Annotated in this window: 22 protein-coding genes; 10 read left to right on the top strand and 12 right to left on the bottom strand. The window is 73.8% G+C overall.

The window, feature by feature from the left end:
• The first annotated feature begins 5 nt into the window (after positions 1 to 5).
• The 6 genes from AC5JJ1_RS15720 (at position 6) to AC5JJ1_RS15745 (ending at position 5,614) form a co-directional block, all read left to right on the top strand.
• The gene (locus tag AC5JJ1_RS15720) at positions 6 to 386 is read left to right on the top strand and encodes a winged helix-turn-helix domain-containing protein (RefSeq protein ID WP_495786041.1); all 381 of its coding nucleotides are present in this window, start codon (positions 6 to 8) and stop codon (positions 384 to 386) included.
• A 52-nt stretch (positions 387 to 438) separates the two neighbouring features.
• Positions 439 to 1,008 carry a biliverdin-producing heme oxygenase gene (locus tag AC5JJ1_RS15725; protein ID WP_495786042.1) on the top strand — a complete coding sequence of 190 codons (570 nt, stop codon included), beginning with the start codon at positions 439 to 441 and terminating at the stop codon, positions 1,006 to 1,008.
• A gap of 40 nt (positions 1,009 to 1,048) precedes the next feature.
• Positions 1,049 to 2,353 carry a peptidylprolyl isomerase gene (locus AC5JJ1_RS15730; protein ID WP_495786043.1) on the top strand — a complete coding sequence of 435 codons (1,305 nt, stop codon included), beginning with the start codon at positions 1,049 to 1,051 and terminating at the stop codon, positions 2,351 to 2,353.
• Positions 2,350 to 3,174: a 16S rRNA (adenine(1518)-N(6)/adenine(1519)-N(6))-dimethyltransferase RsmA gene (gene rsmA, locus AC5JJ1_RS15735; RefSeq protein WP_495786063.1), complete on the top strand. Its 825-nt coding sequence runs from the start codon at positions 2,350 to 2,352 to the stop codon at positions 3,172 to 3,174. Before AC5JJ1_RS15730 ends, rsmA begins: the two co-directional genes overlap by 4 nt.
• A 79-nt stretch (positions 3,175 to 3,253) precedes the next feature.
• The gene (locus AC5JJ1_RS15740; protein ID WP_495786044.1) at positions 3,254 to 4,570 is read left to right on the top strand and encodes an NAD(P)/FAD-dependent oxidoreductase; all 1,317 of its coding nucleotides are present in this window, start codon (positions 3,254 to 3,256) and stop codon (positions 4,568 to 4,570) included.
• 15 nt (positions 4,571 to 4,585) lie between these two features.
• Positions 4,586 to 5,614, top strand: a complete 1,029-nt coding sequence (locus AC5JJ1_RS15745; protein WP_495786045.1) for an amino acid ABC transporter substrate-binding protein — start codon at positions 4,586 to 4,588, stop codon at positions 5,612 to 5,614.
• Here the strand turns inward: AC5JJ1_RS15745 and AC5JJ1_RS15750 are convergent, their stop codons facing one another.
• Genes AC5JJ1_RS15750 through AC5JJ1_RS15760 form a run of 3 tightly spaced genes read right to left on the bottom strand, consistent with a single transcriptional unit; the run spans position 5,615 to position 8,038 of the window.
• On the bottom strand, positions 5,615 to 6,538 hold the full coding sequence (locus AC5JJ1_RS15750) for an AEC family transporter (RefSeq protein WP_495786046.1): 924 nt from the start codon (positions 6,536 to 6,538) through the stop codon (positions 5,615 to 5,617).
• 1 nt (position 6,539) lies between these two features.
• Complete coding sequence (gmk, locus tag AC5JJ1_RS15755) at positions 6,540 to 7,160, bottom strand: guanylate kinase (RefSeq protein ID WP_495786047.1); 621 nt, start codon at positions 7,158 to 7,160, stop codon at positions 6,540 to 6,542.
• Positions 7,157 to 8,038 carry a YicC/YloC family endoribonuclease gene (locus AC5JJ1_RS15760; protein WP_495786048.1) on the bottom strand — a complete coding sequence of 294 codons (882 nt, stop codon included), beginning with the start codon at positions 8,036 to 8,038 and terminating at the stop codon, positions 7,157 to 7,159. Before AC5JJ1_RS15760 ends, gmk begins: the two co-directional genes overlap by 4 nt.
• A gap of 58 nt (positions 8,039 to 8,096) precedes the next feature.
• Between AC5JJ1_RS15760 and AC5JJ1_RS15765 the strand changes: the two genes are divergently transcribed.
• On the top strand, positions 8,097 to 8,867 hold the full coding sequence (locus AC5JJ1_RS15765; protein WP_495786049.1) for an SDR family NAD(P)-dependent oxidoreductase: 771 nt from the start codon (positions 8,097 to 8,099) through the stop codon (positions 8,865 to 8,867).
• Here the strand turns inward: AC5JJ1_RS15765 and AC5JJ1_RS15770 are convergent.
• Positions 8,842 to 9,582, bottom strand: coding sequence for a TerC family protein (locus AC5JJ1_RS15770; RefSeq protein WP_495786050.1), 741 nt, complete (start codon positions 9,580 to 9,582; stop codon positions 8,842 to 8,844). The two genes, AC5JJ1_RS15765 and AC5JJ1_RS15770, sit on opposite strands and share 26 nt — an antisense overlap.
• 120 nt (positions 9,583 to 9,702) lie before the next feature.
• On the opposite strand from AC5JJ1_RS15770, the gene AC5JJ1_RS15775 reads away from it, so the two are divergent.
• Both AC5JJ1_RS15775 and AC5JJ1_RS15780 read left to right on the top strand, forming a co-directional pair.
• Positions 9,703 to 12,210 (top strand): ABC transporter permease, encoded by a 2,508-nt coding sequence (locus tag AC5JJ1_RS15775; RefSeq protein WP_495786051.1) that lies wholly within the window; start codon positions 9,703 to 9,705, stop codon positions 12,208 to 12,210.
• Between the two features lie 201 nt (positions 12,211 to 12,411).
• Positions 12,412 to 13,203: a Bax inhibitor-1/YccA family protein gene (locus AC5JJ1_RS15780; RefSeq protein ID WP_495786052.1), complete on the top strand. Its 792-nt coding sequence runs from the start codon at positions 12,412 to 12,414 to the stop codon at positions 13,201 to 13,203.
• A 54-nt stretch (positions 13,204 to 13,257) separates the two neighbouring features.
• On the opposite strand, the gene AC5JJ1_RS15785 is transcribed toward AC5JJ1_RS15780, so the two are convergent.
• The 7 genes from AC5JJ1_RS15785 to tsaE all read right to left on the bottom strand — a co-directional run bounded on the left by AC5JJ1_RS15785 (position 13,258) and on the right by tsaE (position 23,680).
• The gene (locus AC5JJ1_RS15785; RefSeq protein WP_495786053.1) at positions 13,258 to 14,370 is read right to left on the bottom strand and encodes a PQQ-dependent sugar dehydrogenase; all 1,113 of its coding nucleotides are present in this window, start codon (positions 14,368 to 14,370) and stop codon (positions 13,258 to 13,260) included.
• 47 nt (positions 14,371 to 14,417) lie between these two features.
• Positions 14,418 to 14,747 carry a thioredoxin TrxA gene (gene trxA, locus AC5JJ1_RS15790; RefSeq protein WP_495786054.1) on the bottom strand — a complete coding sequence of 110 codons (330 nt, stop codon included), beginning with the start codon at positions 14,745 to 14,747 and terminating at the stop codon, positions 14,418 to 14,420.
• Positions 14,748 to 14,846: 99 nt separating this feature from the next.
• On the bottom strand, positions 14,847 to 18,365 hold the full coding sequence (gene addA / locus AC5JJ1_RS15795) for a double-strand break repair helicase AddA (RefSeq protein WP_495786055.1): 3,519 nt from the start codon (positions 18,363 to 18,365) through the stop codon (positions 14,847 to 14,849).
• The gene (gene addB, locus AC5JJ1_RS15800; protein WP_495786056.1) at positions 18,362 to 21,445 is read right to left on the bottom strand and encodes a double-strand break repair protein AddB; all 3,084 of its coding nucleotides are present in this window, start codon (positions 21,443 to 21,445) and stop codon (positions 18,362 to 18,364) included. The genes addA and addB overlap by 4 nt, the downstream gene beginning before the upstream one ends.
• 3 nt (positions 21,446 to 21,448) lie before the next feature.
• Positions 21,449 to 22,177 carry a nucleotidyltransferase family protein gene (locus AC5JJ1_RS15805; protein ID WP_495786057.1) on the bottom strand — a complete coding sequence of 243 codons (729 nt, stop codon included), beginning with the start codon at positions 22,175 to 22,177 and terminating at the stop codon, positions 21,449 to 21,451.
• A gap of 55 nt (positions 22,178 to 22,232) precedes the next feature.
• Entirely contained in the window at positions 22,233 to 23,213 is a 981-nt protein-coding gene (locus AC5JJ1_RS15810; RefSeq protein WP_495786058.1) for an aminoglycoside phosphotransferase family protein, read from the bottom strand.
• The gene (gene tsaE, locus AC5JJ1_RS15815; RefSeq protein ID WP_495786059.1) at positions 23,210 to 23,680 is read right to left on the bottom strand and encodes a tRNA (adenosine(37)-N6)-threonylcarbamoyltransferase complex ATPase subunit type 1 TsaE; all 471 of its coding nucleotides are present in this window, start codon (positions 23,678 to 23,680) and stop codon (positions 23,210 to 23,212) included. Before tsaE ends, AC5JJ1_RS15810 begins: the two co-directional genes overlap by 4 nt.
• Positions 23,681 to 23,738: 58 nt before the next feature.
• Here tsaE and AC5JJ1_RS15820 point away from each other — a divergent pair, with 58 nt between their 5' ends.
• A complete protein-coding gene (locus tag AC5JJ1_RS15820) occupies positions 23,739 to 24,755 on the top strand; it encodes an NAD(P)/FAD-dependent oxidoreductase (RefSeq protein ID WP_495786064.1) in 1,017 nt (338 codons plus the stop codon).
• A gap of 6 nt (positions 24,756 to 24,761) precedes the next feature.
• On the opposite strand, the gene AC5JJ1_RS15825 is transcribed toward AC5JJ1_RS15820, so the two are convergent.
• Positions 24,762 to 25,571: an IS5 family transposase gene (locus AC5JJ1_RS15825; protein ID WP_495786060.1), complete on the bottom strand. Its 810-nt coding sequence runs from the start codon at positions 25,569 to 25,571 to the stop codon at positions 24,762 to 24,764.
• Between the last annotated feature and the right edge of the window lie 133 nt (positions 25,572 to 25,704).

The following is a 25,704-nucleotide window of genomic DNA, read 5'->3' on the forward strand; positions in this document are numbered from 1 at the left end:
CCGCCATGACCGCCGAGGCCTCCTCCGACACGGCCAGGGACACCGGCCAGCTCAGCCTGCGCATCGACCTGCCGCAGGGCCGCATCGGCCCCGGCAAGATCGACCTCCTCGAGGCGATCGACCGCGAGGGCTCCATCTCCGCCGCCGGCCGCGCCCTGGGGATGAGCTACAAGCGCGCTTGGGACCTGGTCGATGCGCTGAACAGGCTGCTCGGCCAGGCGGCGGTGGCGGCAAGCCCCGGCGGCCATCGCGGCGGCGGCGCGAGGCTGACCGATGCCGGCCGCAGCCTGGTCGCCGACTACCGTGCCATCGAGCGCGCCGCCCAGCGCGCGGCGGAGCCCCGCCTCGCCGCCTTGCTGCGGCGGACCATGGGCCAGGTTGGCTGAGCCCGGCCGGGCTGATAGGCTGGCGGCCCCGCCGAGGTACCCCCCGTCTTCCGTGCTCCACCATCCCACCTCCCGCCTGGCCCTCCGCGCGGCCACCGCCGAGGCGCATGAGCGGCTGCACCAGATCCCTGCCTTCCAGGCCCTTGCCGAGGGCCGGCTGGACCGCGCCGGCTATGCCAGGCTGCTGCGCCGCCTGCTCGGCTTCCACACGGCCATCGAGGCCGGCCTCGCCGCCGCCCCCACCCTCGCCCCCTACGGCATCGACCTTGCCGCGCGCCGCCGCGCGCCGCTGCTGCGGGCAGACCTCGCCGATCTCGGCGTCCCGCCCATTGCGCCCCTCGCCCCCGTCCCCGGCTTCGCCACCGCCGCCCGGGCGCTCGGCGCCGTCTATGTGACCGAAGGCTCCACCCTCGGCGGCCGCCAGCTCGCCCGCGGCCTCGACCGGCTGCTGCCGGCGGGGCAGGGGAGGAGCTTCCTCCTCGGCCATGGCGCCCGGCACGGGGCGATGTGGGCCGCCTGCTGCGCCGCCATCGAGGCCTGCGGCGCCGAGCCCGGCGGCCTCGCCGGCATGCTGTCCGGCGCCGCCGAGACCTTCGCCGCCTTCGAGGCCTGGTTCTCTTGACCCTGGCATTGCCACGGCGGGCCGGGTAAGGAACGCCCCCATGCCGCGCCCCGCCCGACCCATCGCCCTCGCCCTGCTGCTGGCTGCAGCCCTGCCCCTGCCGGCGGGCGCGCAGCTGCCGCCGCAATCCCAGGCCGCGGCGCAGGCCAACCGCATCGTGGCTGTGGTCAATGGCGAGGTGGTGAGCCGCGCCGACATCGTCGGCCGCGCTCGGCTCTTCGCGCTCAATGCCGGCATCGCCGTGGCGCCGGAGACGCTGGACCGCCTCACCCCGCAGGTGACCCGCCTGCTGGTCGACGAGCGCCTCCGCCTGCAGGAGGTGCAGCGCCGCCGCATCCCCGTCACCGACACCGACGTCGCCGATGCGGTGAAGGAGCTGGAGCAGCGCAACAACCTGCCGGCCGGTGCGCTCAGCCAGCAGCTCCGCCAGGTCGGCGTGCAGCCGCGCGTGCTCTACGACCAGATCCGCACCCAGATCGGCTGGGCCCGGCTGCTGCGCCAGCAGCTCGGCCCCACCGCCGTCCCCTCCGATGCCGAGGTGCAGGAGACGATCCGCGCCGCCGCCGCCCGCACCGGCCAGCCGGAATACCTGCTCTCCGAGATCTTCATCCCGCTCGACGACCCGCGGAACGAGGCGGAGGTCAACCGCTTCACCGACGAGGTGATCCGCCAGCTCCGCGCCGGCATTCCCTTCCCCGTTGCCGCGACCCAGTTCAGCCAGTCGCAGACCGCGTTGCAGGGCGGCGACCTCGGCTGGACCCGGAAGGAGGAGCTGGATCCCGCCGTCGCCGCCGTCGCCGAGCGCATGCCGCCCGGCGCCGTCAGCAACGCCATCAAGGTGCCCGGCGGCTTCCAGATCGTCGCCATGCGCCAGAAGCGCGAGAGCGGCCGCGACCTCGCCACGCTGATCAGCGTCCGCCAGGCCTATTTCCCCTTCGCCGGCACGCTCGACCCGAACAACCCGACGCAGCAGCAGCGCGACCAGGTGGAGAAGGCCCAGCGCCTCGCCGCCAGTGCCCGGAGCTGCGACGCCGTCGAGGCCGCGGCCAAGGGCGCCGGCGGCGGCGACCGCGCGGCCGATCCCGGCCAGATCCGCCTCGAGACGGTGAACCCGCCGCCGCTGCGCGCCATGCTGGCCGGCCTCACGCCGGGCAAGCCCTCGCAGCCCATCCTGACGCCGGAGGGCGTGCTGGTGATGATGGTCTGCTCCCGCGAGCAGCGGAACCTCGCCGAGCTGACCCCCGACCAGGCCAAGCAGCAGCTCCTCCGCGACCGCATCGAGCTGCTCTCCCGCCAGCTTCAGCGCGACCTGCGCCGCCGTGCGGTGATTGAGATGCGGAGCTGAACGCGCTTCCCTCGCTCCGGGAGACGATCGCCCGCCACGGGCTCGATGCGCGGAAGTCGCTCGGCCAGCATTTCCTGCTGGACGAGGCGCTGTGCGGCCGCATCGCCGGCCTCGCCGGGGATTTGGCGGGGCGGCATGTGCTGGAGGTCGGCCCCGGCCCCGGCGGCCTGACGCGCGCCCTGCTGGCCGGCCCGGCCGAGACGGTGACGGCGGTGGAGCTCGACCGCCGCGCCATCGCCGCGCTTGCCGAGCTGGAGGCCGCCTATCCCGGCCGCCTCCGCGTGATCGAGGCGGATGCGCTCACCATCGATGTCGCGGCGCTGGTGCCTGCCCCGCGCGCCATCCTCGCCAACCTGCCCTACAACGTGGCGACGCCCTTGCTGGTCGGCTGGCTGCGCGCCGCCGCCGCCGTCACCGGCATGGCGCTGATGTTCCAGCAGGAGGTCGCCGAGCGCATCTGCGCCGCGCCGGGGACGGGGGCCTATGGCCGGCTCGGCGTCCTCGCCCAGTGGCGCTGCCGCTGCGAGCTGCTGCTGCGCCTGCCGCCCGGCGCCTTCAGCCCACCGCCGAAGGTCTGGTCCGCGGTGGTCGGTCTGACCCCGCATGCGGAGGACCCGGGCGATGCCCTGTTCCGCACCATGGAGCGGCTGACCGCCGCCGCCTTCGGCCAGCGCCGCAAGATGCTGCGCGGCGCGCTCAAAGCACTCGGCGATGCGGAGGGGCTGCTGGCCGAATCCGGCATCGCCGGCGACCGCCGGGCGGAGACGCTGAGCATCGCCGAATTCGACCGCCTCGCCCGGGTGCTGCTCGCCCGGGGCTGACGGACGTTGCGGCGCGAGAACGGGTCTTGGCCCGGCGGCGCCGCTTCGTCACCCTGCCGCATTGTCCTCGAGGTGACGCATGGCCGCAGTGGTCGATCCATTCCAGGGTGACGAGGCGCTCCCGGCGCGGGCCGCGGTGGTGGTGATCGGCGGCGGCGTCATCGGCGTCATGGCCGCGCTGACGCTCGCCGAGCGCGGCGTCTCCGTCGCCCTGGTGGAGAAGGGCCGCATCGCCGGCGAGCAGTCCAGCCGCAACTGGGGCTGGTGCCGCAAGATGGGCCGCCACCCGGCCGAGATCCCCCTCTCCCTCGAAGCCCTCCGTCAGTGGGAGGGGATGGATGCGCGGCTCGAAGCATCCACCGGCTACCACCGCGCCGGCGTGGTCTACCTGCACGAGACGCCGCGGCACACCGCCGTGCACGAGGCCTGGCTCGAGCATGCGCGGCAATGGCAGATCGATGCCCGCCTGCTGACGCCGGACCAGGTGGCGGCGATGTTCCCCGAGACCACCCGCCGCTGGGCCGGCGGGCTCCACACGCCGAGCGACGGCAGGGCCGAGCCCTCGCTCGCCGTGCCGGCCATGGCCCGCGCCGCCCGCCGCGCCGGCGCCGCGATCCTCACCGAGTGCGCCGTGCGCGGCCTTGACCTGGCGGGCGGCCGCGTCGCCGGCGTCGTCACCGAGCGCGGGCGGATCGCCTGCGACGGCGTGATCCTCGCCGCCGGCGCCTGGTCGCGCCTCTTCCTCGGCAACCATGGCGTTGACTTCCCGCAGCTGAAGATCCTCGGCTCCGTCCTCCGCACCGAGACGCTGGAGGGCTTGCCGGAGATGGCGGTCGGCGCCTCCGACTGGGCCTTCCGCAAGCGGCGGGACGGCGGCTACACCGTGGCCCAGCGCGGCGCCAGCGTCGCCGAGATCGTACCCGACAGCTTCCGCCTGATGGGCGACTTCCTGCCCTCGCTCCGCAAGCAGTGGCATGAGCTGCGGCTCCGCGTCGGCGGCCGCTTCCTCGAGGAATGGCGCATGCCGCGCCGCTGGTCGATGGACGAGGTGACGCCCTTCGAGCGCGTCCGCGTGCTCGACCCGGCGCCCGTTCCCGGCATCCTCGCCGAGGCGCAGGCCAACCTCGCCCGCGACTTCCCGGCCTTCAAGGCGATGCGCGTCGCCGGTAGCTGGGGCGGGCTGATCGATGCGACGCCGGATGCGGTGCCGGTCATCGGCCCGGTCGCGGCGCTGCCGGGCTTGGTCCTGGCGAGCGGCTTCTCCGGCCATGGCTTCGGCCTCGGCCCCGGCGCCGGGCGGCTGGCTGCGGAGCTTGCCATCGGCGCGCCGCCCGTCGTGGATCCCTCGCCCTTCCGGCTGGAACGCTTCGCCCGCGCCACCCGCCACGCCGCCTGAACCGGAGAGCCCCGCATGCGCCGCCTCTGCCTCCTCGCCCTGCTCGCGCTCGGCCTCGCCGCCGAACCCGCCGCGGCCCAGCCCCGCCCAAGCGGCTCGGCGACGCTCGATGCGATCCGCGCCCGCGGCCAGCTTCTCTGCGGCGTCTCCGGCGAGATCGCCGGATTCTCGCTGGCCGACAGCCGCGGCGAGGTCCAGGGACTCGATGCTGACTACTGCCGCGCCATCGCCGCCGCCGTGCTCGGCGACGCCAAGCGCGTCCGCTTCGTCAACCTCTCAGCGCAGACCCGCTTCACCGCCCTGCAGTCGGGCGAGATCGACGTGCTGATCCGCAATACCGGCTGGTCGCTGACGCGCGAGGGCAATCTCGGCCTGCTCTTCGCCGCGACGAATTTCTGGGACGGCACCACCTTCATCGTCCGCGCCGACAGCGGCGTGACGGAGCCCGGCCAGCTCGACGGCGCCAGCGTTTGCGTCCGCCCGGGGACGAGCACGGAGCTCGACCTCGCCGACTTCTTCCGCACCCGCTCCATGCGCTTCACCCCGGTGATGATCGGCGGCGTGACCGAGGTGCAGGAGGCCTTCCTCGCCGGCCGCTGCGATGCCTTCACCACCGATGCCTCGCAGCTTGCCGGCTTCCGCTGGCGGCTCGGGCCGGAGCGGGCGAAGAACTACCGCATCCTGCCGCAGATGATCAGCACCGGCCCCTCCGGCTCCATGGTGCGCAAGGGCGACGACCGCTGGTTCGACGTGGTGCGCTGGGTCCACTTCGCCCTGCTGACGGCCGAGCAGCTGGAGGTCCGCAGCACCGACCTCGCCAGGCTGGAGGGGAGCACCAACCCCGACATCCGCCGGCTGCTCGGGCGCGAGGGCAATCTCGGCGAGGCGCTCGGCCTCGACAACCGCTGGGCCTATGAGGCGATCCGCCAGGTCGGCAATTACGGCGAGATGTGGGAGCGCTCGATCACCCCGATGGGCGTGGAGCGCGGCCCGAACGCGCTCTGGACCAAGGGCGGTCTGCAATTCGCTCCGCCCATGCGCTGATCAGCCAATCCCGAACCAGGCCAGCAGCCCCGCAAGCGTTGCGACGGAGAGGAGCGTGCTCGCCAGCACCGTCGCACCCGAGCGCGCTGCGCCGATCCGGTAGCGCTCGGCCAGGAGGAAGGCGTTCGCGCCCGTCGGCAGCGCCGCCGCGGTCACCGCGACCGCCATCTCCAGCCGGCCAAGGCCGATCGCCAGGCCGGCCAGCCAGACCAGGGCCGGCATCGCCAGCAGCTTCAGCACCGTCGCCACCACCGTCTCCCGCCAGGCGCTGGCGACATCGAAGCGCGCGAGGCTGCCGCCCAGGCAGAACAGCGCGACCGGCGGCGCCGCACCGCCGAGCAGCGACAGCGTCTGCCGCACCACGCCGGGCGGCGGCGGCAGGCCGAGGAGGCGCCAGGCCAGCGCCGCCACCACCGCCATGACGATCGGGTTCCGCGCCACGCCGAGCAGCGTCGCCCGCAGCACCCGCCGCCAGGGCGCCCGCGCATGCAGCCCGATCTCGGCGACGACGGTCGCGGTGCCGAGCAGCAGCATGGAGTGCAGCGCGAGGATCGCCAGCAGCATCGCCAGCGCCCCCTGCCCATAGGCCGCGAGAATGAGCGGGATGCCCATCATCACCGTGTTGCCGAAGGTGGAGTCGAGCGCCAGCATCCCCGCCTGGCCGAGCGGCATGCGCCGCCGCGCCAGCACCAGCACGCCCGCATAGAGCACCGCCGTGCCGAGGAAGAAGGCGAGCGCAGCCCGCCCGCCGCCACTCGCACCGCTGGTGCCGCCGAGGAAGAGCAGCGCGGGCGCGCAGAAGGTGAAGACGAAGCGGTTCAGCGCGGCAAAGCCCGGCGCGTCGATGAAGCCCCGGCGGGCCATCGCCCAGCCGAGGCCGATGATGACGAAGACCGGCCCGACGACCTCGAGGACCGCGCCCAAGCTACTCCCCCAGCAGCCCGGCGACGAAGCCCGGCAGCCAGGGCAGGCGGCTCCGCCGCGTCCGCGCCGCATGCAGGATGGCGCGCGCCGCGGCGACGGTGGCGGCGAAGTCGTCATTCACCAGCACATGGTCGAATTCATCCCAGTGCCGCATCTCCTCGCGCGAGGCGGCCATGCGCCGGGCGATCTCCTCCTCAGCGTCCTGGCCGCGGCCGCGCAGCCGGCGCTCCAGCTCGGCGAGGCTCGGCGGCAGGAGGAAGATGCCGACGACGTCGTCCGGCATCGCCGCCTTCAGCAGCCGGTGCCCCTGCCACTCGATGTCGAAGAGCACGTCCTGCCCCGCCGCCAGCGCCGTCTCCACCGCGGCGCGCGGGGTGCCGTAGGAGCGGCCGAGGAAGCTGGCATGCTCCAGGAACTCGCCCGCCGCGACGCCGGCCGCGAATTGCTCGGGGCTGCGGAAGAAGTAGTGCACGCCCTCCTGCTCGCCCGGCCGCGGCGCGCGGGTCGTCGCGCTGACCGAGAGGCGCAGCTCCGGCTCCAGCTCCAGCAGCGCGCGGGAGATGCTGGTCTTGCCGCCCCCCGGCGCCGCGGCGAGGACGAGGCAGCAGCCCTTACGCATCATTCCACATTCGCCGCCTGCTCCTTCAGCCGCTCGATCGCGGCCTTCAGCTCGAGCCCGGTGCGGGTGAGGGGGATGGAGGCGGATTTCGAGCAGAGCGTGTTCGCCTCCCGCACGAATTCCTGGGTGAGGAAGTCGAGCTTGCGGCCCGCACCCTCGCCGGCCTGCAGCAGGGCGCGGGCTGCCTCGATATGGGCGCCGAGCCGGTCCAGCTCCTCCCGCACGTCGGATTTCTGGGCGAGCAGCGCCACTTCCTGCGCCAGCCGCTCCTCCGGCACCCGCGCCGTGCCGGCCTCGCCGAGCAGCGCCGCGAGCTGGTCCAGCATCCGCCGCCTTTGCGCCTCCGGCTGGTCCGCCGCCTCGGCGATAGCCCGCTCGCGCAGCGCCGCGACCTCGTCGAGCAGCCCGGCGAGGATGTCACGCAGCTTGGCCCCCTCCTCGCGCCGGGCGGCGACCAGCCCGTCCAGCGCCCGGCCCCAGGCGGCGGCGAGCTCGCCGCGCTTCGCCTCCTCCAGCGCCTCGTCCGGCTCCGGAACCTCCGTCCGCATGATGCCGGGGAGCCCCAGCAGCGCCTCCGCCCGCGGCGGCGCGCTGCCCGGGATGCGCGCGGCAAGGTCGAGCGCCAGCCGCAGGGCCTGGTCGAGCGCCGCCGGGTCGACGGCCAGCCGGGGCCGCTCCTCGCGCTTCAGGCTGAGGGTCGCCGAAACATTGCCGCGCTTCAGTCGCCTGGTGAGCGCCTCGCGCAGCCCCGCCTCCAGCGCGTCCTGCCCGTTCGGCAGCCTGAAGCGGAGGTCGAGCCCCCGCCCGTTCACGCTGCGGAGTTCCCAGACGAAGCCGGTGCCATCGGCCAGCACGCCGCTCTCGCGCGCGAAGCCGGTCATGCTCATAAGAGTGCCCATCGCCGCGCCTTGTCCCGCGCGGCGCGGCGGGATGCAAGCGATGGCAGCGTGGCGGCATGTGCTGGTGACGGGGGCCTCCTCCGGCCTCGGGCGGGCGCTCGCCCTCGCCTGCGCGGGGGAGGGGAGGGTGCTCCATCTCGGCGGCCGCGACGCGGCCCGGCTGGAGCTGGTGGCCGAGGCCTGCCGCGCCGTCGGCGCCACCGCCCGGGCGCGGGTGGTCGATGTCCGGGACGCCGCGGCGATGGCCGATTGGGTCGCCTCCGCCGGCCGCCTCGACCTCGTCCTCGCCAATGCCGGCATCTCCGCCGGCACCGGCGGCCGGGTGGAGCCTGCCCATGTCGCGCGCTCGGTCTTCGAGACCAATGTGACGGGCGTGCTGAACACCGCCCTCCCGGCACTCGAGGCCATGGCCGCCCAGCCGCCCGGCCCGGACGGGGTGCGCGGCCGGGTCGCCGTGGTCGCCTCCGTCGCCGCCTTCGTCGCCGCCCCCGGCGCGCCCGCCTATTGCGCCAGCAAATCCGCGGTGCAGCGCTGGGCGGAGGCGCTGGACGCCAGCGAGCGCCGGCGGGGAATTCGTCTGTACGCCGTCTGCCCGGGCTATATCCGCACGCCGATGACCGCCCGCAACGCCTTCCCGATGCCCCTGCTCATGGAGCCGGAGGAGGCAGCGCGGCGGACGCTCGCCGGCATCGCCGCCGGCCGGACCCGCATCGCCTATCCCCTGCCGCTCTACCTGGCGGCCCGGCTGGCGGGCGCCCTGCCGCCCGGCTTCCGCGCCCTGGTCTTCAATCGGTTCCCGGCGAAGGAGTAGCCGCCTTCCGCCGCCGTCCCGCGCGCTTGGCCAGCAGGTTCAGCCCCTCCACCGCCGCGGCGAAGGCCATCGCCACATAGACGAAGCCCTTCGGCACATGCACGCCGAAGCCCTCGGCCATCAGCACCATCCCGATCATGACGAGGAAGGCGAGGGCCAGCATCACCACCGTCGGGTTGCGCTCCATGAAGCGGGAGAGCGCATCCATCGACAGCAGCATGGCCAGCACCGAGACGACGATCGCGGTCGCGATGATCCAGAACTCCCGCGTCAGCGCGACGGCGGCGAGGATGCTGTCCACCGAGAAGACCAGGTCCAGCAGTAGGATCTGGATGACCGTCGTCCAGAAGCCCGCGACCCGCGCATCCGCCTGATGCGCCGCCTCCTGGCTGTCCGGGTCGACGCGGTGATGGATCTCGACCACCGCCTTGCCGATCAGGAACAGCCCGCCGCCGAGCAGGATCAGGTCCTTGCCCGAGAAATCCATCCCCGCCACCGCGAAGAGCGGCCGCGTCAGCGACAGCAGCCAGGATGCCCCCGCCAGCATGGCGAAGCGCATCAGCACGGCGAGGCCGAGGCCGATGCGCCGGGCATTGACGCGCTGCGCCTCCGGCAGCCGGTTGGAGAGGATGGCGATGAAGACGAGGTTGTCGATGCCGAGCACCACCTCCATCGCGATGAGCGCCACCAGCGCGACGACGATTTCGCTGTCCATTCGACTCTCTTTCCCGGTCGGGCGGCGTAACGCTTCTTCACGACCGACGTTGCCGCCGGGCCTTGGACCCGGCTTTACCCGCCCCACCTCCTCAACATAACCCCATTGCGGAGACGGTATTTGGGCATCCTCGGCCAAGCGAGGCTCGGCCTCGTCCTGGCGCGGCGTGAATTGCGCGGCGGGCTGCGGTCTTTGCGCATCGTGCTCGCCTGCCTCGCCCTCGGCGTCGCCGCCATCGCCGCGGTAGGCACCCTCCGCGCCGGCATCCAGGCCGGGCTCCGGGCCGATGGCGCCCGCATCCTCGGCGGCGATGTCGAGGTCAGGGGAGGGTCCCGCCCCCTGCCGCCGGAGCTGCTCGCCTGGGCGGCCGCCCGCGGCGCCGCGCCCTCGGCCATCACCACGCTCCGCGCCATGGCCGTCTCGCCGAAGGGCGAGCGCATGCTGGTCGAGCTGAAGGCGGTGGATGGCGCCTACCCGCTGATCGGCCGGCTGGAGCTCGACCCGCCCCTGCCGCTGGCCACCGGCACCCTGGCGCTCGACCCTCTGGTCGCCGAGCGCCTCGGCCTCGCCCTCGGCGACGAGGTGCGGGTGGGCGAGGCGCGCCTCCGCTTCGCCGCCACGGTGAAGGCGGAGCCCGACAAGGTGGCGACGCCCGCCCTCTTCGGACCCCGCGCCCTGATCGCCGCCGCCACCCTGGCCGAGACCCAGCTGATCCAGCCCGGCAGCCTCTACCAGAACGACCTGCGCCTCCGCCTGCCCGCCGGCGCCGACCCGAAGGCCTTCGCCGAGAGCCTGCAGCGCGACTTCGCCGCCGAGGGCTGGCGCGTCCGCACCGCCGATGCGGCGGAGCCGGGGGTGAATCGCTTCCTCGATCGCTCCGCCTCCTTCCTGACGCTGGCCGGCCTCACCGCGCTCCTGGTGGGGGGGATCGGGGTCGCCACCGGCGTGCGCGCCTGGCTCGAGGCGCGGGCGCGGTCCATCGCCACGCTGCGCTGCCTCGGCGCTCCGTCCTCGGTCATCTTCCTCACCTACCTGATCCAGGTGATGGCGCTGGCCGGGCTCGGCATCGTCATCGGCTTGGTAGCAGGCTACGGGCTGACCTGGGCGGCCGCGCAGGCCCTCTCCGGTTCGCTGCCGGTGCCGCCGCGCCTCGCCCCCTATCCGCGGCCGCTGATCGCGGCGGCGCTCTACGGCTTCCTCACCGCGCTTGCCTTCACCCTCTGGCCGCTCGGCCGGGCGGCGCGCATCTCGGGTGCGGCGCTGTTCCGCGATGCCGTCCAGCCCGCCGCCGGCCGCCCGTCCTGGACGGTGCTGGCCCTCAATGCGCTCGCCGCCCTGGCGCTGATCGGCCTCGTCATCCGCAGCTCGGGCGACCCCTACTTCGCCGCCGGCTTCTGCGGCGCGGCGATCGGGGCGTTGCTGCTCTTCCGCCTCGGCGCGGCGGGGCTGATGCTGCTCGCCCGGCGGCTCGGCCATCTGCGGCGGCCGGCGCTCCGCCTCGGCCTCGCCAACCTGCACCGACCGGGGGCGCCGACCGTGCTGCTCGTGGTCTCGCTCGGCATCGGGCTGACGACGCTCGCCGCCATCGCCCAGATCGAGGGCAATCTCCGCCGCGAGCTGGCCGGGGAGATGCCGGCCAATGCGCCCAATTTCTTCTTCATCGACATCCAGTCGGACCAGGTGCAGCGCTTCGACGCGGTCGCCCGCGGCATCCCCGGCATCGAGGAGGTGAAGCGGGTGCCGAGCCTCCGTGCCCGGGTCGCCGCGGTGAAGGGCATTCCCGCCGAGCAGTTCCAAACGACGCCCGAGACCGCCTGGGCGCTGCGCGGCGACCGCGGCCTGACCTACACCCCGACGCCGCCCGAGGGCACCCGCCTGGTTGCCGGCCAGTGGTGGGCGGCCGACTACCGCGGCGCGCCGCTGCTCTCCTTCGAGGCCAACATCGCCAAGGGCTGGAGTGTCGGGATCGGCGACGTCATCACCCTCAACATCCTCGGCCGCAACATCGACTTCACCATCGCCAACCTGCGCGAGGTGAACTGGCGCGGCCTCGGGCTGAACTTCGCCATGGTCGCCTCGCCCGGGCTGCTGGAGGCGGCGCCGCACACCCACATCGCCACCCTCCGCGGCGATGCGGCGCAGGATGCGACGGTGCTCCGCATCCTCACCGACGCCTTCCCCAACATTACCGGCATCCGCGTGCGGGATGCGCTGGAGGCGGTGGCGACGCTGCTCGGCCGCATCGGGACGGCGATGTCGGCGGTCGGCGGGGTGACGCTGCTGGCGGGGGGCCTGGTCCTGGCCGGCGCCGTCGCCGCCGGGCAGCGCCAGCGGGTGCGGGACGCGGTGGTGCTGAAGACGATCGGCGCGACGCGCGCGCAGATCCGCGCGGCCTGGCTGGTGGAGTATGCGCTGGTCGGGCTGGTCGCCGGCGCGCTGGCGGCGGTCGCCGGCAGCGCCGCCTCCTGGGCCGTCGTCACCCTGGTGATGCAGGCGCATTGGGCGCCGCTGCCGGGGACGCTCGCCCTGACGGTGCTCGGCTGCACGCTGCTGACGCTGCTCTGCGGCCAGATCGGCACCGCGCTCGCATTGCGGGCCCGCCCGGCGCCGCTGTTGCGGAACGAGTAAGCGGCGATGCACACTTCTTCACATGAACTTGGGCGGCCGCATGCCCATATAGCGGGAGCCGGTGGCTCCCTCGCCCGCCGGCCGGAGAGGTTGTGAGGCGGTGATGGGTTTGCCGCTCCCGAATCCCGTTGAAACGGGTTACAGCTTGTCCATATAAACCGCATCGCGGGGATAACCCCCTTTGGGAGGTTCGAGACACCAATGGCCCTTCAACCCGACTATCGCGCTACGACGGGTGCGCCTGGCTGGGGTCGTGCGTCGACCGCCGACGCGGTCGCCGTCGATGCCGGGCTCCGGGCGTATATGCTCCGGGTCTACAACTGGATGGCTTCGGGGCTGGTGCTGACAGGCATCGTCGCATACCTGATCGCCAACGTCCCTGAGCTCCAGGCGCTCTTCTATCAGCGCGTGATGACGCCGCGCGGCGCCGCCGTGCAGCCGACCATCCTGGCCTATGTCGCGATGTTCGCGCCGCTGGCCTTCGTGCTGGTGCTGAGCTTCGGCATCAACCGCCTGTCCAAGACCACGGCGCAGGCGCTGTTCTGGGCCTTCGCTGCGGTGATGGGCGCCAGCATGGCGCATATCTTCCTGGTGTTCACCGGCGCCTCGGTGGCGCGCGCCTTCTTCGTGACGGCCGGCATGTTCGCCGCCATCAGCCTCTACGGCTACACGACGAAGACCGACCTGACGCGGATGGGCAGCTTCATGATGATGGGCCTGTTCGGCATCATCATCGCGGGCCTGGTGAACATGTTCATCGGCTCGACGGCGCTGCAGTTCGCCATCAGCGTGCTCGGCGTGGTAGTCTTCACCGGGCTGACCGCCTGGGACACCCAGCGGATCAAGGCGGACTATGTCGAGCACGCCTATGCCGAGGGCACGGACGAGGCCGGCAAGCGCAGCGTGATGGATGCGCTCGGCCTCTACCTGAACTTCATCAACCTGTTCCAGCTGATGATGCAGTTCATGGGCGTGCGCCAGAGCGACAACTGATCGCTGCCGCAAGGCGCGAGGACGGGCCCCGGGGAGCGATCCCCGGGGCCTTTTTCATGGGCGGAGCTGCAGCACCCGCCCTGCGCCCTCGTCCGTCAGCAGGTAGAGGAAGCCGTCCGGCCCCTGCAGCAGCTGGCGGAAGCGCGTCCGCCCCTGCAGCAGCCGCTCCTCCCCCGTCACCCGGTCGCCCTCGGTCGAGAGCCGCACCAGCCCCGGCGGGTTGAGCGCCGCGAGGAACAGGCTGCCGCGCCAGGCGGGGAAGGCATCGCCCGAGTAGAAGGCGATGCCGGAGGGGCTGACGGAGGGCACCCAGTAATGCGCCGGCTCCTCCATGTCGGGCCGCGACGTGCCCTCGCCGATTCGGCTGCCGTCGTAGTCGACGCCCTTGGTGACGACCGGCCAGCCGTAATTCCGCCCGGGCCGGAGGATGTTCACCTCGTCCCCGCCGCGGGCGCCGAACTCCGCCTCCCACAGGCTGCCCGTCCAGGGGTTGACGGCCAGGCCCTGCGGGTTGCGGTGGCCGTAGGTGAAGATCTCCGCCCGCACCCCCGGCCGCCCGGCAAGGGGGTTGTCGGCCAGCGCCGCGCCGTTCCGCGCCAGGCGCAGAACCTTGCCGCCCAGGTCGTCGAGCCGCTGCGCCCGCGCCTTGGTCGTGTAGCGATCGCCCGTCGAGAGGTACATCGCCCCGTCCGGGCCGAAGGCGATGCGGCAGCCGTAGTGGTTGCGCCCGCTCTCCTGCGGCGGTGTCGCATCGAGGATGGGCGTCGCCCCTTCGAGCGCCGTGGCATCGGCGGAGAGCCGGGCGCGGACCAGCCGCGTCAGCGCCCCGCCCTGCACCAGCGCCGCCTGGCAGAGATAGACCTCCCGCGTCCGCTGGAAGTCGGGCGCGAGGGCGACGTCGAGCAGCCCGCCCTGGCCGCGCACCTCCACCTCCGGCACGCCGGCGAGCGGCGGGGAGACCGCGCCGTCGCGCCCGACCAGGCGCATCCGCCCTGGCCGCTCGGTCAGCAGCAGCCGCCCATCGGGCAGGAAGGCGCCGCCCCAGGGGCGCTCGAGGCCGGTGGCGAATTCCGCCACGCGAAAGCCGGCCGGGCTTTGCGCCGCGGCCGGCAGGACCCAGGGAAGGGTCAGGGGAAGGGAGAGGAAGGTCTGCAGGATGCGCTTCATCCCACGGAGATGGGGGCCGCCGGCCGAACCGGGACCCCCTTTCGCCATCAGTCGATCTGGCCGGCGATCCAGTCCTTCAGCGCCGTCTTTGGCAGGGCGCCGACCTTGGTGTCGAGCAGCTTGCCGTCCTTGAAGAGCAGCATGGTCGGGATGCCCCGCACCGCATACTCGTTCGGCGTCATCGGGTTCTCGTCGATGTTGACCTTGGCGATAGTCAGCTTGCCGTCATACTCGCGGGCGATGTCGTCGAGGATCGGGCCGACCATCCGGCAGGGCCCGCACCACTCCGCCCAGAAATCGACCAGCACGGGGCCGGAGGCGTCCAGCACGTCCTGCTTGAAGCTGTCGTCGGTCACGGCCTTGGTGAGTTCGCTCATCGTTCTGCGCCTCGCTCCTGGGGCCGGGAAGGCCCCATCGTGATGTAAGAATTCGTCACAGGGCGCGCCTGGGTCAAGGCCGGTCCCACCGCGGGGCGGCTATGCCGGGCGCGCGGGGAGATGCGCGTCCAGCAGTTCGCCCGGCAGCGGCATCAGCCGCGCGCCATAGGTCCAGACCAGGGCGCACTCGAGCGCCCGGCCGGGGAAGGCCTGGCGCAGCACCGCCCGGTAGGCCGCCATCTGCCGCAGGTAGAGCGGCGCGACTTCCTCGGGCGTCGCGGGCGGCGGGCGGTTGGTCTTGTAGTCGAGCACCAGCACGCGGTCGGACGAGACCACCAGCCGGTCGACCTGGCCCGTCACCAGCTGCCCCGCGATCCGGCCGGCGATCGGCGCCTCGGCCAGGCTCCCCGGCCCGAAGGCGGCGGCGATGGCGGGGGCGGCGAGGAGCGCCAGCACCTCCTCCAGCATCTCCGCCTGCTCCTCGGGCTCCAGCCCATGGCCGGGCCGGGCGAGGAAACGCGCCGCGGCCTCCCGCTGCTCCTCCGGCGCCCGCTCCGGCAGGTGCTGGAGGAGGGCGTGCATCACCCGGCCGCGGCGGAAGCGCCGCCCGTCCGGGTCGGCCGCGCCATGCGGGGCGGCGGCGGGCGTCTCCTGCTCGCCGGGCAGAGCGGAGGGGCTGAGCGCCGCCTCGGCCGCCTCGGCCGGCGCGGCGCGCGTCGCCCAGTCCGGCAGCGGCCCGGCCTCGGCCGCCTCGGCGGCGGCGCTGTCGGGCACTGCCTCCTCCTCCTGGTGGCATTCCAGCCGCCAGTGGATGCAGTCGCCGAAATCGCAGGCCGCCGGCGCGCCGAAGCCGAGATGGTCGAAGCGATGCTCCGCCGCGCCCTTGATCCGCCGGAAGCCGGCCGCGACATGCAGGTACCACTCGCCCGGCTCCTTGCCCCAGCCGCAGACCACCAGCCGGTCCTCGGCGCGGGTCAGGGCGACATAGAGCAGCCGGTTCTCCTCCTCCTGCCGCCGCGCCTCGTCGGCGGCTTTCGCGGCGAGGAAGGCCGGGGCGTGGAAGCCCTTGTTCGGCGCCCAAAGGGGAAGGTGGAAGCCATCCCCCTCCAGCCAGCGGATCGCCTCGGAGCCGGTGCCGCTGCCGACATCGGGGAGGATGACGATCGGCGCCTGCAGCCCCTTGGCATTGTGGACGGTCATGATGCGCACCGCATCGCCCGCCGCCTCGGCCTCCCGCTTCACCTCGGCGCCGCCCTGGCGCAGCCAGTGGAGGAAGCCCTGCAGGCTCGGGGGATGCCGCCGCTCATGGGTCAGCGCCGCATGCAGCAGCTCGTCCAGCACATCCGCCGCCTCCGGCCCGAGGCGCGCCAGCAGCCGCGCCCGGCCGCGGGTGCCATCCATCGAGGGCTCGCCCAGCACCTCGGCCAGCAGCGCATGCGGGGTGACGAGGTCGGCGCGGTCCGCCAGCCGCGCCAGCCAGGCCGCCGCCCGCGCCACGGTGCCATCCGCCGCCTCGTCCCGATGCGCCATCAGCGCGCGCCAGAGCGAGCCCGTGCGGCCATGCGCCAGGGCCAGCAGCCCCTCTTCGGAGAGGCCGATCAGCGGGCTCTTCAGCAGCGCGGCGAGCTGAAGATCATCCTCGGGCAGCAGCAGCACGTCGCAGAGCGCCAGCAGGTCCATCACCGCGATATGCTCGACGAGCTTGACGCGGGTGACGCCCGCGACCGGCACCTGCCGCGCCTTCAACGCGCGGACCAGCAGCGGGACGAGGGCGACATTCGCCTGCTTGCGCAGCAGCACCAGCACATCGCCCGCGCGCACGCCGCGGCCCCGCGCCTCGAGGCGCTCATGACGGATCATATGGTCGATGCGCGCCGCCAGCGCCTCCGCCATCAGCGCATCGGCGCTCGCCACGCGCTCCGGCTCGAGCGGAACGAGCCAGGGCTCGGGCGCCGGCGTCTCGGCGGGGCGGAGCAGCGGCCAGAGCTCGACGCAGCCGGCATGGCCGAGCCGGTCGGGTAGGTGGCGCAGCGGCGCGCCATCGGCGACGACGCCCTGCCGCGCCGCCCCATCGGCGAAGACGGCATCGACGAGGGCCAGCACCGGCGCCGTCGAGCGGAAGGAGACGTCGAGCTGCACCTGGCGGAACTCGCCGCCGCCATCCAGCACCTGGCGCCCGTAATGCCCCTGCCAGGTGGCGAAGCCGGCGGCGTCCGCTCCCTGGAAGCCGTATATTGCCTGCTTGATGTCGCCGACGGCGAAGACCGTGCGGCGCGGCGCCGGCGCCTCCACCGCCGCGGCCGAGAGCGAGCGGGCCCGGCCGCGCTCGACGCCCGCACCCGCAAAGAACTCCGCCGTCAGCGCTGCGGCGATGCCCCATTGCGCCGGGTTGCTGTCCTGCGCCTCGTCGAGCAGGACGTGGTCGAGCCCGCCATCGAGCTTGTAGAGCACCCAGGCGCTGCCCGGATCCTGCAGGATGCGCCGCACATGGTCGATCAGGTCGCCATAGCCGAGCAGCCCGGCCTGGCGCTGCCGCGCCCGGCTGCGGTCGAGCACCGGCGCGGCGAGGGCCAGCAGCGCGCCCGTTGCGGCGGCGAGGCGGCAGGCGGCGCGCTGCTCCTCCACCTTCAGCAGCCGCTCGCCCTCGGCGAGGAGCGCGGTCAGCACCTCGTCATAGCGGGCGCCGACGCTCTTCGTCAGCAGGCTGCGGGCGGCGCGGGCCTTGCCTTCCTTGGTGAGGAAGACCTCGCACCAATCGGTGAAGCGCGCGGCACGGGCCTCGGCACCTGCGCCGATCCACTCGGCGAGAAGCTCGGCGCGCTTGCGGTCGTTCTCGTTCTTGCTCGCGCCGAGCAGGCTCGCCGCCAGGCGCAGCGGCGCCTCCTCGACGGCGCAGGCGGCCGCGACCACATCCGCCTCGTCGAGGCTGTCCGGCGCGCCGAGCGCCGCGGCGAGGCGCAGCCTGAGGCCGGTGATGCCGTTGCAGCCGTCGAGGCAGCGTAGCAGCCGCTCCCGCGCCGTGTCCTGCAGCAGCGCCCGCGTCACATCGGCGAAGGTATCCGCCGAGGCGATGCCCGCAAGAAGCGCCAATTCCTGAGCCACCGCGCCCGCATTGGCCAGCACCGATTCGCGCGCCTCGGCCAGCATGGCGGCGGCGTCCTGCTCCTCCAGCACGGCGAATTGCGGCGGTAGGTCGGCCTCGAGCGGGAAGCTGCGCAGCAGGGTCTGGCAGAAGCTGTGGATGGTCGAGATGCGCATGCCGCCCGGCATCTCCAGCACCTCGACCAGCAGCCGGCGGGCGCGGTCGATCCGCCGCGCATCGGGGTCGAGGCCGGTGAGGCGGCGGATCTGCGCCGCGAGCTGCGCCTCCTCCGCCACCGTCCATTCGCCGAGGCGCCGGCGCAGGCGCGCCTGCATCTCGGCCGCCGCCGCGCGGGTGAAGGTAAGGCAGAGGATGCGCCCCGGCACCTGCTCCGGGTCGAGCAGCAGCCGCAGCACGCGGTCGATCAGCACCTTGGTCTTGCCCGAGCCGGCCGAGGCGCCCACCCAGGCGGAGACCGCAGGGTCGGAGGCCGCCTGCTGCTGCGCCTCCGCCCGCGCGCGCGCATTCTCGCTCATGCCGGCCCCCGCGCATCCTCGGCGCCGGCCCATTCGGCCAGGCGCGAGAGATGGTCGTAGTCGCTGCCCGCAGGCGCCCGCTTCGGATGCGGACGGGCGGTGAAGGGCCGGTCGCCCAGCAGGAAGTCGCGGACGAGGTCGATCAGCGCCGTCTGCGCCGCATCGGCGAGCTGGCGGACCAGCGCCTTGTCCTCTGCCGCGGCCTTCTCCTCGCCCGGCTTCGGCCCGCCGGAGAGGCGCCAGTAGAGCAGCGCCGCCGCATCCTCGGCCGGGACGCGGGCGAAGCCGCCGGCCGCGGCGATGGCGGCCTCGAGCGTCAGCTGCGGCTTGCGGCCGTCGCGCACAGCCTCGCCGCTCGGCGGCTCGCCGGTCTTGTAGTCGAGGATGCGAAGGCCATTCGGCAGGATGTCGATGCGGTCGGCATAGGCCGTCAGCACCACCTCGCGCCCGCCGAGGCGGAGCGGCAGCTCGCCGCGGACCTCCACCTCGCTCCGGATCGGGCCCGTGCCCTCGCGCAACGCTGCTTCCTGGCGCACCGCGAAATCGCCGATGCGGGCGAGGCGCGGCGCCCAGAAGGCGGCGAGGCCGGGGCGGGGCGAGGCCTCGGCCAGCGCCGCCCGCGCCGCATCCTGCCACCATTGCCGCGCCGCATCCTCGCCCGGCCAGGGTTGACTGGAGAGGCGGCGGACGAAGCCCGCCATGGCCGCATGGACGAGGTTGCCGTAGTCGAGCACCCCCGCATCCGCCTCCAGCGGGTCGAGGGGATAGAGCCGCAGGACGTGCCGCGCATAGAAGGCGTAGGGGTCGGCGATCAGCGTCTCCACCTGGGTGACGGAGAGCCGCGCCGGCCGCTGGTCGGGCCGCGGGCGCGGGGCGGGGCGGGCGCAGGGCATGGCGCGCTCCGCCCGGTCCAGCCGGGCGGCCCAGGCGATCGCCGGGCTCGGCTCCAGCCGCAATCCGTCCTGGCCGGCGAGGAAGGTTTCCAGCCGCGTCAGCCAGCGGGCCGGCAGGGTCGGCGCCCCGCCCCGGCGCTGGGCGCGAGAGAGCACGGCCACCGGTGCCGAGCAGGCGGCCAGGAGGAAATCTGCGCAGACGCGGCCGATGCGTGCCTCCGGCTCCGGCAGGCCGAACTCGCGGCGCATGGGGCGGCTCATCCAGGGGCCGGGATCGGTGGCGAGCGGCCAGACCGTCTCGTCGAGCGCGCCGAGCACGACGCGGTCGAAGGTCAGCAGCCGCGCCTCCAGCAGGCCGAGGATCTCGACCCGCGGATGCACCCCGCCATCACGCCCGCGGCTGCCGCGCAGGCTGGGTGCCGCCGCGCCATCCATGGCGGCGTCGAAGAGCGAGGGCCAGGCCTCGGCCGCGAGCGGCGGCAGCAGCGCCATGGCGGGCGCCAGGGCGGCGAGGTGGGAGGCCAGCGCCTCGCCCTCCTCGCCGGCATAGAGGCGGAGGCCGCCCGGCAGGCCCGGCGTCGCCGCCAGCGCCTCGGCGGCGCGGAGGTGGCCAGCGAGCAGGTCAGCAGGCGGAACGGGCGTGGGGCCGAGGCCGGTGAAGGCGCCGAGCGCGGCCTCCAGTGCATCGAGCAGCGCGGTGACCTCGGCCAGCGCCTCGGCCTCCGCCTCGCGGGAGAGGCCGGCGCGGGCAGCGGCGCGCAGCCCGGCCATTCCCGGCGCCGGGCGAGGGCCGCGCAGCGCGGCGCGTTCCAGCCGGCGCACGGCGGCGATCCAGCGGCCGCGCTCCCACCCGCCGGCGCAGAGCGGGTGCTTCAGGACAGAGAGCAGCGGCACCGGCGCCAGCTCGGCCGCGGCCATGCGGGCGATGAGGCGGAGGAAGCTGCCGGTCGGCGTCTCGCCCAGCGGCTCGCCGGCCGAGTCGTCGGCGGTGACGCCGTGGCGGGCCAGCTCGGCCGAGACGCGGCGGGCGAGGTCGCGGTCGGGGGTGACGAGGGCGGCGCGGGCCGAAGGGTCCTCCAGCGCCTCGCGCAGCGTCAGCGCGATGGCGGCCGCCTCGGCCTGGGCATCCGGCGCGGTCAGCAGGGTGAGGCCCTCGAGCGCCTGCCGCCACTCCTCCGGCCGGCGCGCCTGCCAGGCGGGCAGGCCGGCGGCGGGGCGCAGCGCCATCCCCAGCAGGTCCGGCCGGCGCTGCGGCGCGGCGCGCTCGGCCTCCTCCGCCGGGCAGCCGGGCCAGCGGGCGACCTGGTCGGCGCCGACCTTCAGCGCCGCCAGCAGCCGCCGCTGGCCGCAATAGGGATGCGTCGGGGAGTCGGGGATGGCGTCCCAGACCTGCGCCTCGGCCGAGGCGGCGTCGATGCCGTGCAGGACGACGGAGCCGCGCGGCAGGTCATGGGCGATGACGCGGAGCAGGGCCTCGGCCGCCGGGATGGTGCCGCCGACGCCGATGCCGGCGGCGATCACCGGGTCCCGCGGCGGGTCCTGCTGCCAGGCGAGGGTCTGCGCCCTGAGCGCCTGGGCCCGGCGCATGCCGATGTCGAGCAGCCCCTCGCCCTCCAGCCAGTGCTGCCACTGCGCCATGACGCCGCGCAGGAAGGCGAGGGTGATCTGCCAATGCGCCGCATGGGTCTCCGGCACCAGGGCCTCCAGCCGCTCCAGCCATTGCTCGGCAAGGGCGATGGGCGGGGTCTCGGCGAGCAGGTCGAGGTCGCGCTCCTCGAGGGCGATCTCGTCGAGCAGCGTGCCGAGGGCGCCGGCCAGCGCCCAGGCCTGGTCCGGCGTCGCCGGGCCGCCGCGCTCCCGCGGCAGGCGCTGGATGAAGCCGGTCAGCACCGCCTGGCGGCGCAGCGGGTCGACGGCGGGCGGCAGGTCGAGCAGGGCGGGCAGCGCCAGCTCGTCGGCATCCTCGGTGGAGAGGCCGGCGAGAGCCCGCATCCGCGGCAGCAGCAGCGCCTGGCCATCCGCCGCGCGGAGGAAGGCGGTGCGGAGCGCGCGGGCCGAGCGCCGCGTCGGCAGCAGGATGGTGACGCGCGACAAGCGCTCCGGCGCGTCGCCGGGCACGGCCTGCAGCACCCCGGCCGCGAGGCAGTCGAGGAAGGGCAGGTGCGTCGGGATGTGGAAGAGCGCCATCGGCTAGAAGGGGGCCCTCACCAGGCCGGCCTGCATGGAGGCCTCGGCGCGTTCCAGGTCGGCGGGCGTCGAGAGGTGGAACCAGATGCCGTCATGCACGAGGGCGAAGAGCCTGCCGGCCTCGATGGCCCGGTCGTAGAGGCGGTTGAGGCTGAAGGGGCCGGCCGGGGCGCCCTCGAAGAGCGCGGGCGAGAGGAGCTGGACGCCCGAGAAGATGTAGGGCGAGAGCTCCAGCTCCTTCGGCCGGCGGATGCGGCCGAGCGGGTCGAGATGGAAGTCGCCGCGGCCGACCTCGCCATCCACCTGCGCGGTGCGGACGACCAGCAGCAGCCCATCCATCGCCGCCGGGTCGAAGCTGGCCGCCATGCGGGCGAGGGCCGGGGTCGGGCCGTCGAGGGCGACGCTGTCGCCGTTCAGCACGGCGAAGGGGCCGGGGCCGAGCAGGGGCAGGGCGCGGGTGACGCCGCCGCCGGTCTCCAACAGCAGCTCCTCGCGTTGCAGGGTGATGCGGGGCGTGTCGCGGCGGGCGACGGCCTCGGCGACCTGGTCGGCATGCCAATGGGCGTTGACCACGGCCTGCGCCACGCCGGCCGAATCGAGCCGGTCAAGCGCGCGGTCGAGCAGGCTGCGGCCGTCCAGCATCAGCAGCGGCTTGGCAGTGGTCTCGGTCAGCGGCCGCATGCGCAGGCCGAGGCCGGCGGCGAGGACCATGCCATGGGTCAGGTGGATCATGCGGCCCCCCGGTCGCTGGTGCGCCGCGGGGCGCGAAGGCGTGGAGCGGTGGGCGTCATGACCCCTCCGGGGGATTGCGGCGCATCTCGTGCGGCACATGGGTGTCGAGGAAGCGGCGGAGCGGGGCGCAGGCCGGCTGCGAGAGCGCGCGGTCGAGCAGCGCCCAGCAGCGCGGGCCGTGTACCAGATAGCCCGGCTTGCCGTCGCGCCTGGCCAGCCGCACCCAGAGCGCCGCGACGCGGAGATGCCGCTGCGCGCCGCAGGCCGCCATGGCGCCGAGGAAGGCCCCGCGGTCGAGGCCGGGGCGGGCAGCCAGGTAGGCGGCGAGGGTGGCGCGGCGGACCTCCGGCGCCACGTCGCGCCGGGCATCCTCCACCAGGGAGACGATGTCGTAGGCAGGGTGGCCGATGGCAGCGTCCTGGAAGTCGAGGATGCCGGTGCGGCGGATTCCCGCGCGGTCCTCGAGTCGCATGAGGTTGGCCGGGAACCAGTCGCGGTGGACGAAGCCCCGCGCGCCGGCCAGGGGTGCCAGCATCTCGGCCAGCGCGGCGGCGAGGCCGGCGCGGACGGACTCGGCGGGCGGGGCGCCGAAGGCCGCCGGCCACCACCATTCGAGGAAGGTCGCGGCCGTCGCCCGGGCCATCGCCTCGGCATCCCAGGCGGGCAGGCCGGGGGGCGGCGGGGCGGCGTGCAGGGCGGCGAGCGCCTCCGCCGCCTCGCGGTAGAGGGGCAGGGGGTCGGCGCCGGCATCGAGGAGGGCGGCATGCGTCGCGTCGCCGAAATCCTCGACCAGGAGGAAGCCCGCCGCCTCGTCGGCCGCGATCACCTCCGGCACGGAGAAGCCGGCCGAGAGGAGATGGCGCGACAGGGCGTGGAAGGGGCGGACATCCTGCGGCGGCGGGGCGTCCATCAGCAGGGCGGGGCGCGGGCCGCCGGCGAGGCGGGCATAGCGGCGCAGGTCGGCATCGCCGGCGAGGGGCTGGCGGGCGGCCGTCCCATAGCCATGAGCGGCGAGGAAGGGGTCGGGGAATCTCATCCCGGCAGCCCATGCAGCCGACCGGGCCAGCCGTCCAGTGTGGCGATGCGTGAATCTTCATGATCGCCGTAAGCGAGGCAAAGGCGCAACGCCGCCTCGGGCGCGAGCGGGCCGAGGCGGTCCGGCCATTCGACCAGGACGAGGCCGCGCCGGGCCTCCTCCCAGCCCAGCTCGCGGAGGCCGGAGGGACCGTCGAGTCGGTAGAGGTCGAAGTGATGCGCCTCGAGCCCGCCGGGGAGGTCGTAGCTCTGCACCAGGGTGAAGCTCGGCGAGGGGACTTCGAGCGCGGGATCGCCGGCGAGGGTGCGGAGGAGGGCGCGGGCGAAGGCGCTCTTGCCGGCGCCGAGCGGGCCCTCGAGCAGGATGGCGTCGCCCGCCCGGGCACGCGGGGCAAGCAGGGCGGCGAGGCGGACGGTGGCCGCGGCGTCGGGCAGCGTCAGGGTGAGGGGCGCCGGAGAAGGGAACATCGAGGGGTTGGTATAGCGCGGCTTGCGCCTTAATACCCGGGCCTCTTCGAAGGTCATGATGATGGCGGCGATCGAGACGGATGTGGCGATCATCGGCGCGGGCCCGGTCGGGCTCTTCGCCGTGTTCCAGTGCGGCATGCTGCGGATGCGGAGCGTCGTGATCGATGCGCTGGATTCGATCGGCGGGCAATGCGTGGCGCTCTACCCGGAGAAGCCGATCTACGACATCCCGGCCCATCCGGCGATCGACGGTGCGGCGCTGATCCACCAGCTCGAGGCGCAGGCGGCGCCATTCAAGCCCGTCTACCTGCTCGGGCGGCGGGTGGAGCGGCTGGCGAATGCAGGCGAGACTTGGCTGCTCGGCACCAGCGCGGGGGACGAGGTGCGGGCGAAGGCGGTGGTGATCGCGGCCGGCGCCGGGGCCTTCGGGCCGAACCGGCCGCCGCTCGAGGGGCTCGCCGGCTACGAGGCCGCAGGCGCGGTGCGCTACGCGGTGGCGCGCCGCGAGGAGTTCCGCGGCCGGCGCGTCGTCATCGCGGGCGGGGGCGACTCGGCGGTCGACTGGGCGCTGTCGCTGAAGGACGTCGCCGAGCGGGTCGTCGTCGTGCATCGCCGGGCCAAGTTCCGGGCGGCGCCGGAGAGCGCGGCCAGGCTCGAGGAGGCGGCGGCGAAGGGGGAGATCGAGATGGCCATCCCCTATCAGCTGCACGGGCTGCGGGGGGATGGCGGGCGGCTCTCCGGCGTCGTGCTGGCGACGCTGAAGGGCGAGGAGAAGGTGGTGCCGGCGGACCACCTGCTGGCCTTCTTCGGCCTGTCGATGGAGCTCGGGCCGATCGCGGAGTGGGGGCTCGGGCTCTCCCACAGCCATGTCTCCGTGGAGCCCGCGACCTGCATGACCAGCCTGCCGGGGGTGCATGCCATCGGCGACATCGCCACCTATCCGGGAAAGCTGAAGCTGATCCTGCAGGGCTTCTCCGAGGCAGCGATGGCGGCGCATGCGATCCATCCGCGGGTCTTCCCCGGCGAGGCGCTGCATTTCGAGTACAGCACCTCGAAGGGGGTTCAGGCCGCCTAGAGGTTGTTAGGTACCTGTTGTTAGTAGAGCGACTTGCTTGAGCATGAGGCAGACGAAGGCGACGAGGTGGAGGTCGGCGAGCGTGCTGGCGTAGCGCTCGTAGTCTTTGACGAGGCGGCGGAAGCGCGTGGTCCAGGCGAAGGAGCGCTTCACCACCCATCTGCGAGGCAAGAGGATGAACCCCTTCTTGGCTTCGGGCAGCTTGACGACCTCGAGTTCGATGCCGTGCCGGCGGGCGGCGTTGGCGGCGCGCTCACCGGTGTAGCCCGCATCGACATAGGCCAGGTCGACGCTCCCGCCGGTTTCCACCTGCACTGCCTGAGCGAGGTGCTCGACTTGGCCACGATCCTCGGCGCTGGCTGGGGTGACGTGCAGGGCCAGCAGATGGCCGAGGGTGTCGACGGCCAGGTGCAGCTTGGAGCCGCGCTTGCGCTTGGCGCCATCGTAGCCGGCACGTTCACCGCTCTCGGGCGTCGAGCGGAGGGTGCGGCTGTCGAGGATGGCCGCGCTGGGCTCGGCGTTGCGGCCGGCGGCCAGGCGGAGGATGGCGCGGAGGTCGCTGGCCAGGGCTTCGAACACACCGGCGGCCAACCAGCGCTGTGCCTGCTGGTAGACCGCGGCCCAGGGCGGCAGGTCATTGGGCATGGCGCGCCAAGGAATGCCGTGGCGGATGACGTAGCGCAGGCCGTTGAACAGCTCGCGGAGCGAGTACAGTCGTTGGCCGGCATCCTCACGCAGAAGAACCAAATAGGGCGCGATCAGCGCCCATTCTTCGTCGGAGACGTCAGACGGGTATGGCTTGCGGGCAGACTGCATCCCTCATACTGAAGAATACTACTGCAGAGGTCCATAACACCCTCTAGCACTACCTGGGCAGTCTGAAGTCAGGCGGCGGCCTAAGAGCCCGTCCATGAAGAACTCCTGTACTCTGAATGCGTTGCGGCAGGAC

The sequence above is a fragment of the Belnapia sp. genome (genome assembly GCF_059504005.1).

Bases quoted from the DNA above. Each gene is read 5' to 3' on its own strand.
- addA (WP_495786055.1), bottom strand. From the start codon at position 18,365: ATGAGCGAGAATGCGCGCGCGCGGGCGGAGGCGCAGCAGCAGGCGGCC.
- AC5JJ1_RS15810 (WP_495786058.1), bottom strand. From the start codon at position 23,213: ATGAGATTCCCCGACCCCTTCCTCGCCGCTCATGGCTATGGGACGGCC.
- AC5JJ1_RS15720 (WP_495786041.1), top strand. From the start codon at position 6: ATGACCGCCGAGGCCTCCTCCGACACGGCCAGGGACACCGGCCAGCTC.
- gmk (WP_495786047.1), bottom strand. From the start codon at position 7,160: ATGATGCGTAAGGGCTGCTGCCTCGTCCTCGCCGCGGCGCCGGGGGGC.
- AC5JJ1_RS15730 (WP_495786043.1), top strand. From the start codon at position 1,049: ATGCCGCGCCCCGCCCGACCCATCGCCCTCGCCCTGCTGCTGGCTGCA.
- AC5JJ1_RS15825 (WP_495786060.1), bottom strand. From the start codon at position 25,571: ATGCAGTCTGCCCGCAAGCCATACCCGTCTGACGTCTCCGACGAAGAA.
- AC5JJ1_RS15785 (WP_495786053.1), bottom strand. From the start codon at position 14,370: ATGAAGCGCATCCTGCAGACCTTCCTCTCCCTTCCCCTGACCCTTCCC.
- AC5JJ1_RS15740 (WP_495786044.1), top strand. From the start codon at position 3,254: ATGGCCGCAGTGGTCGATCCATTCCAGGGTGACGAGGCGCTCCCGGCG.
- addB (WP_495786056.1), bottom strand. From the start codon at position 21,445: ATGGCGCTCTTCCACATCCCGACGCACCTGCCCTTCCTCGACTGCCTC.
- AC5JJ1_RS15805 (WP_495786057.1), bottom strand. From the start codon at position 22,177: ATGATCCACCTGACCCATGGCATGGTCCTCGCCGCCGGCCTCGGCCTG.
- AC5JJ1_RS15765 (WP_495786049.1), top strand. From the start codon at position 8,097: ATGGCAGCGTGGCGGCATGTGCTGGTGACGGGGGCCTCCTCCGGCCTC.
- trxA (WP_495786054.1), bottom strand. From the start codon at position 14,747: ATGAGCGAACTCACCAAGGCCGTGACCGACGACAGCTTCAAGCAGGAC.
- AC5JJ1_RS15770 (WP_495786050.1), bottom strand. From the start codon at position 9,582: ATGGACAGCGAAATCGTCGTCGCGCTGGTGGCGCTCATCGCGATGGAG.
- AC5JJ1_RS15745 (WP_495786045.1), top strand. From the start codon at position 4,586: ATGCGCCGCCTCTGCCTCCTCGCCCTGCTCGCGCTCGGCCTCGCCGCC.
- tsaE (WP_495786059.1), bottom strand. From the start codon at position 23,680: ATGTTCCCTTCTCCGGCGCCCCTCACCCTGACGCTGCCCGACGCCGCG.
- AC5JJ1_RS15820 (WP_495786064.1), top strand. From the start codon at position 23,739: ATGATGGCGGCGATCGAGACGGATGTGGCGATCATCGGCGCGGGCCCG.
- AC5JJ1_RS15780 (WP_495786052.1), top strand. From the start codon at position 12,412: ATGGCCCTTCAACCCGACTATCGCGCTACGACGGGTGCGCCTGGCTGG.
- AC5JJ1_RS15760 (WP_495786048.1), bottom strand. From the start codon at position 8,038: ATGACCGGCTTCGCGCGCGAGAGCGGCGTGCTGGCCGATGGCACCGGC.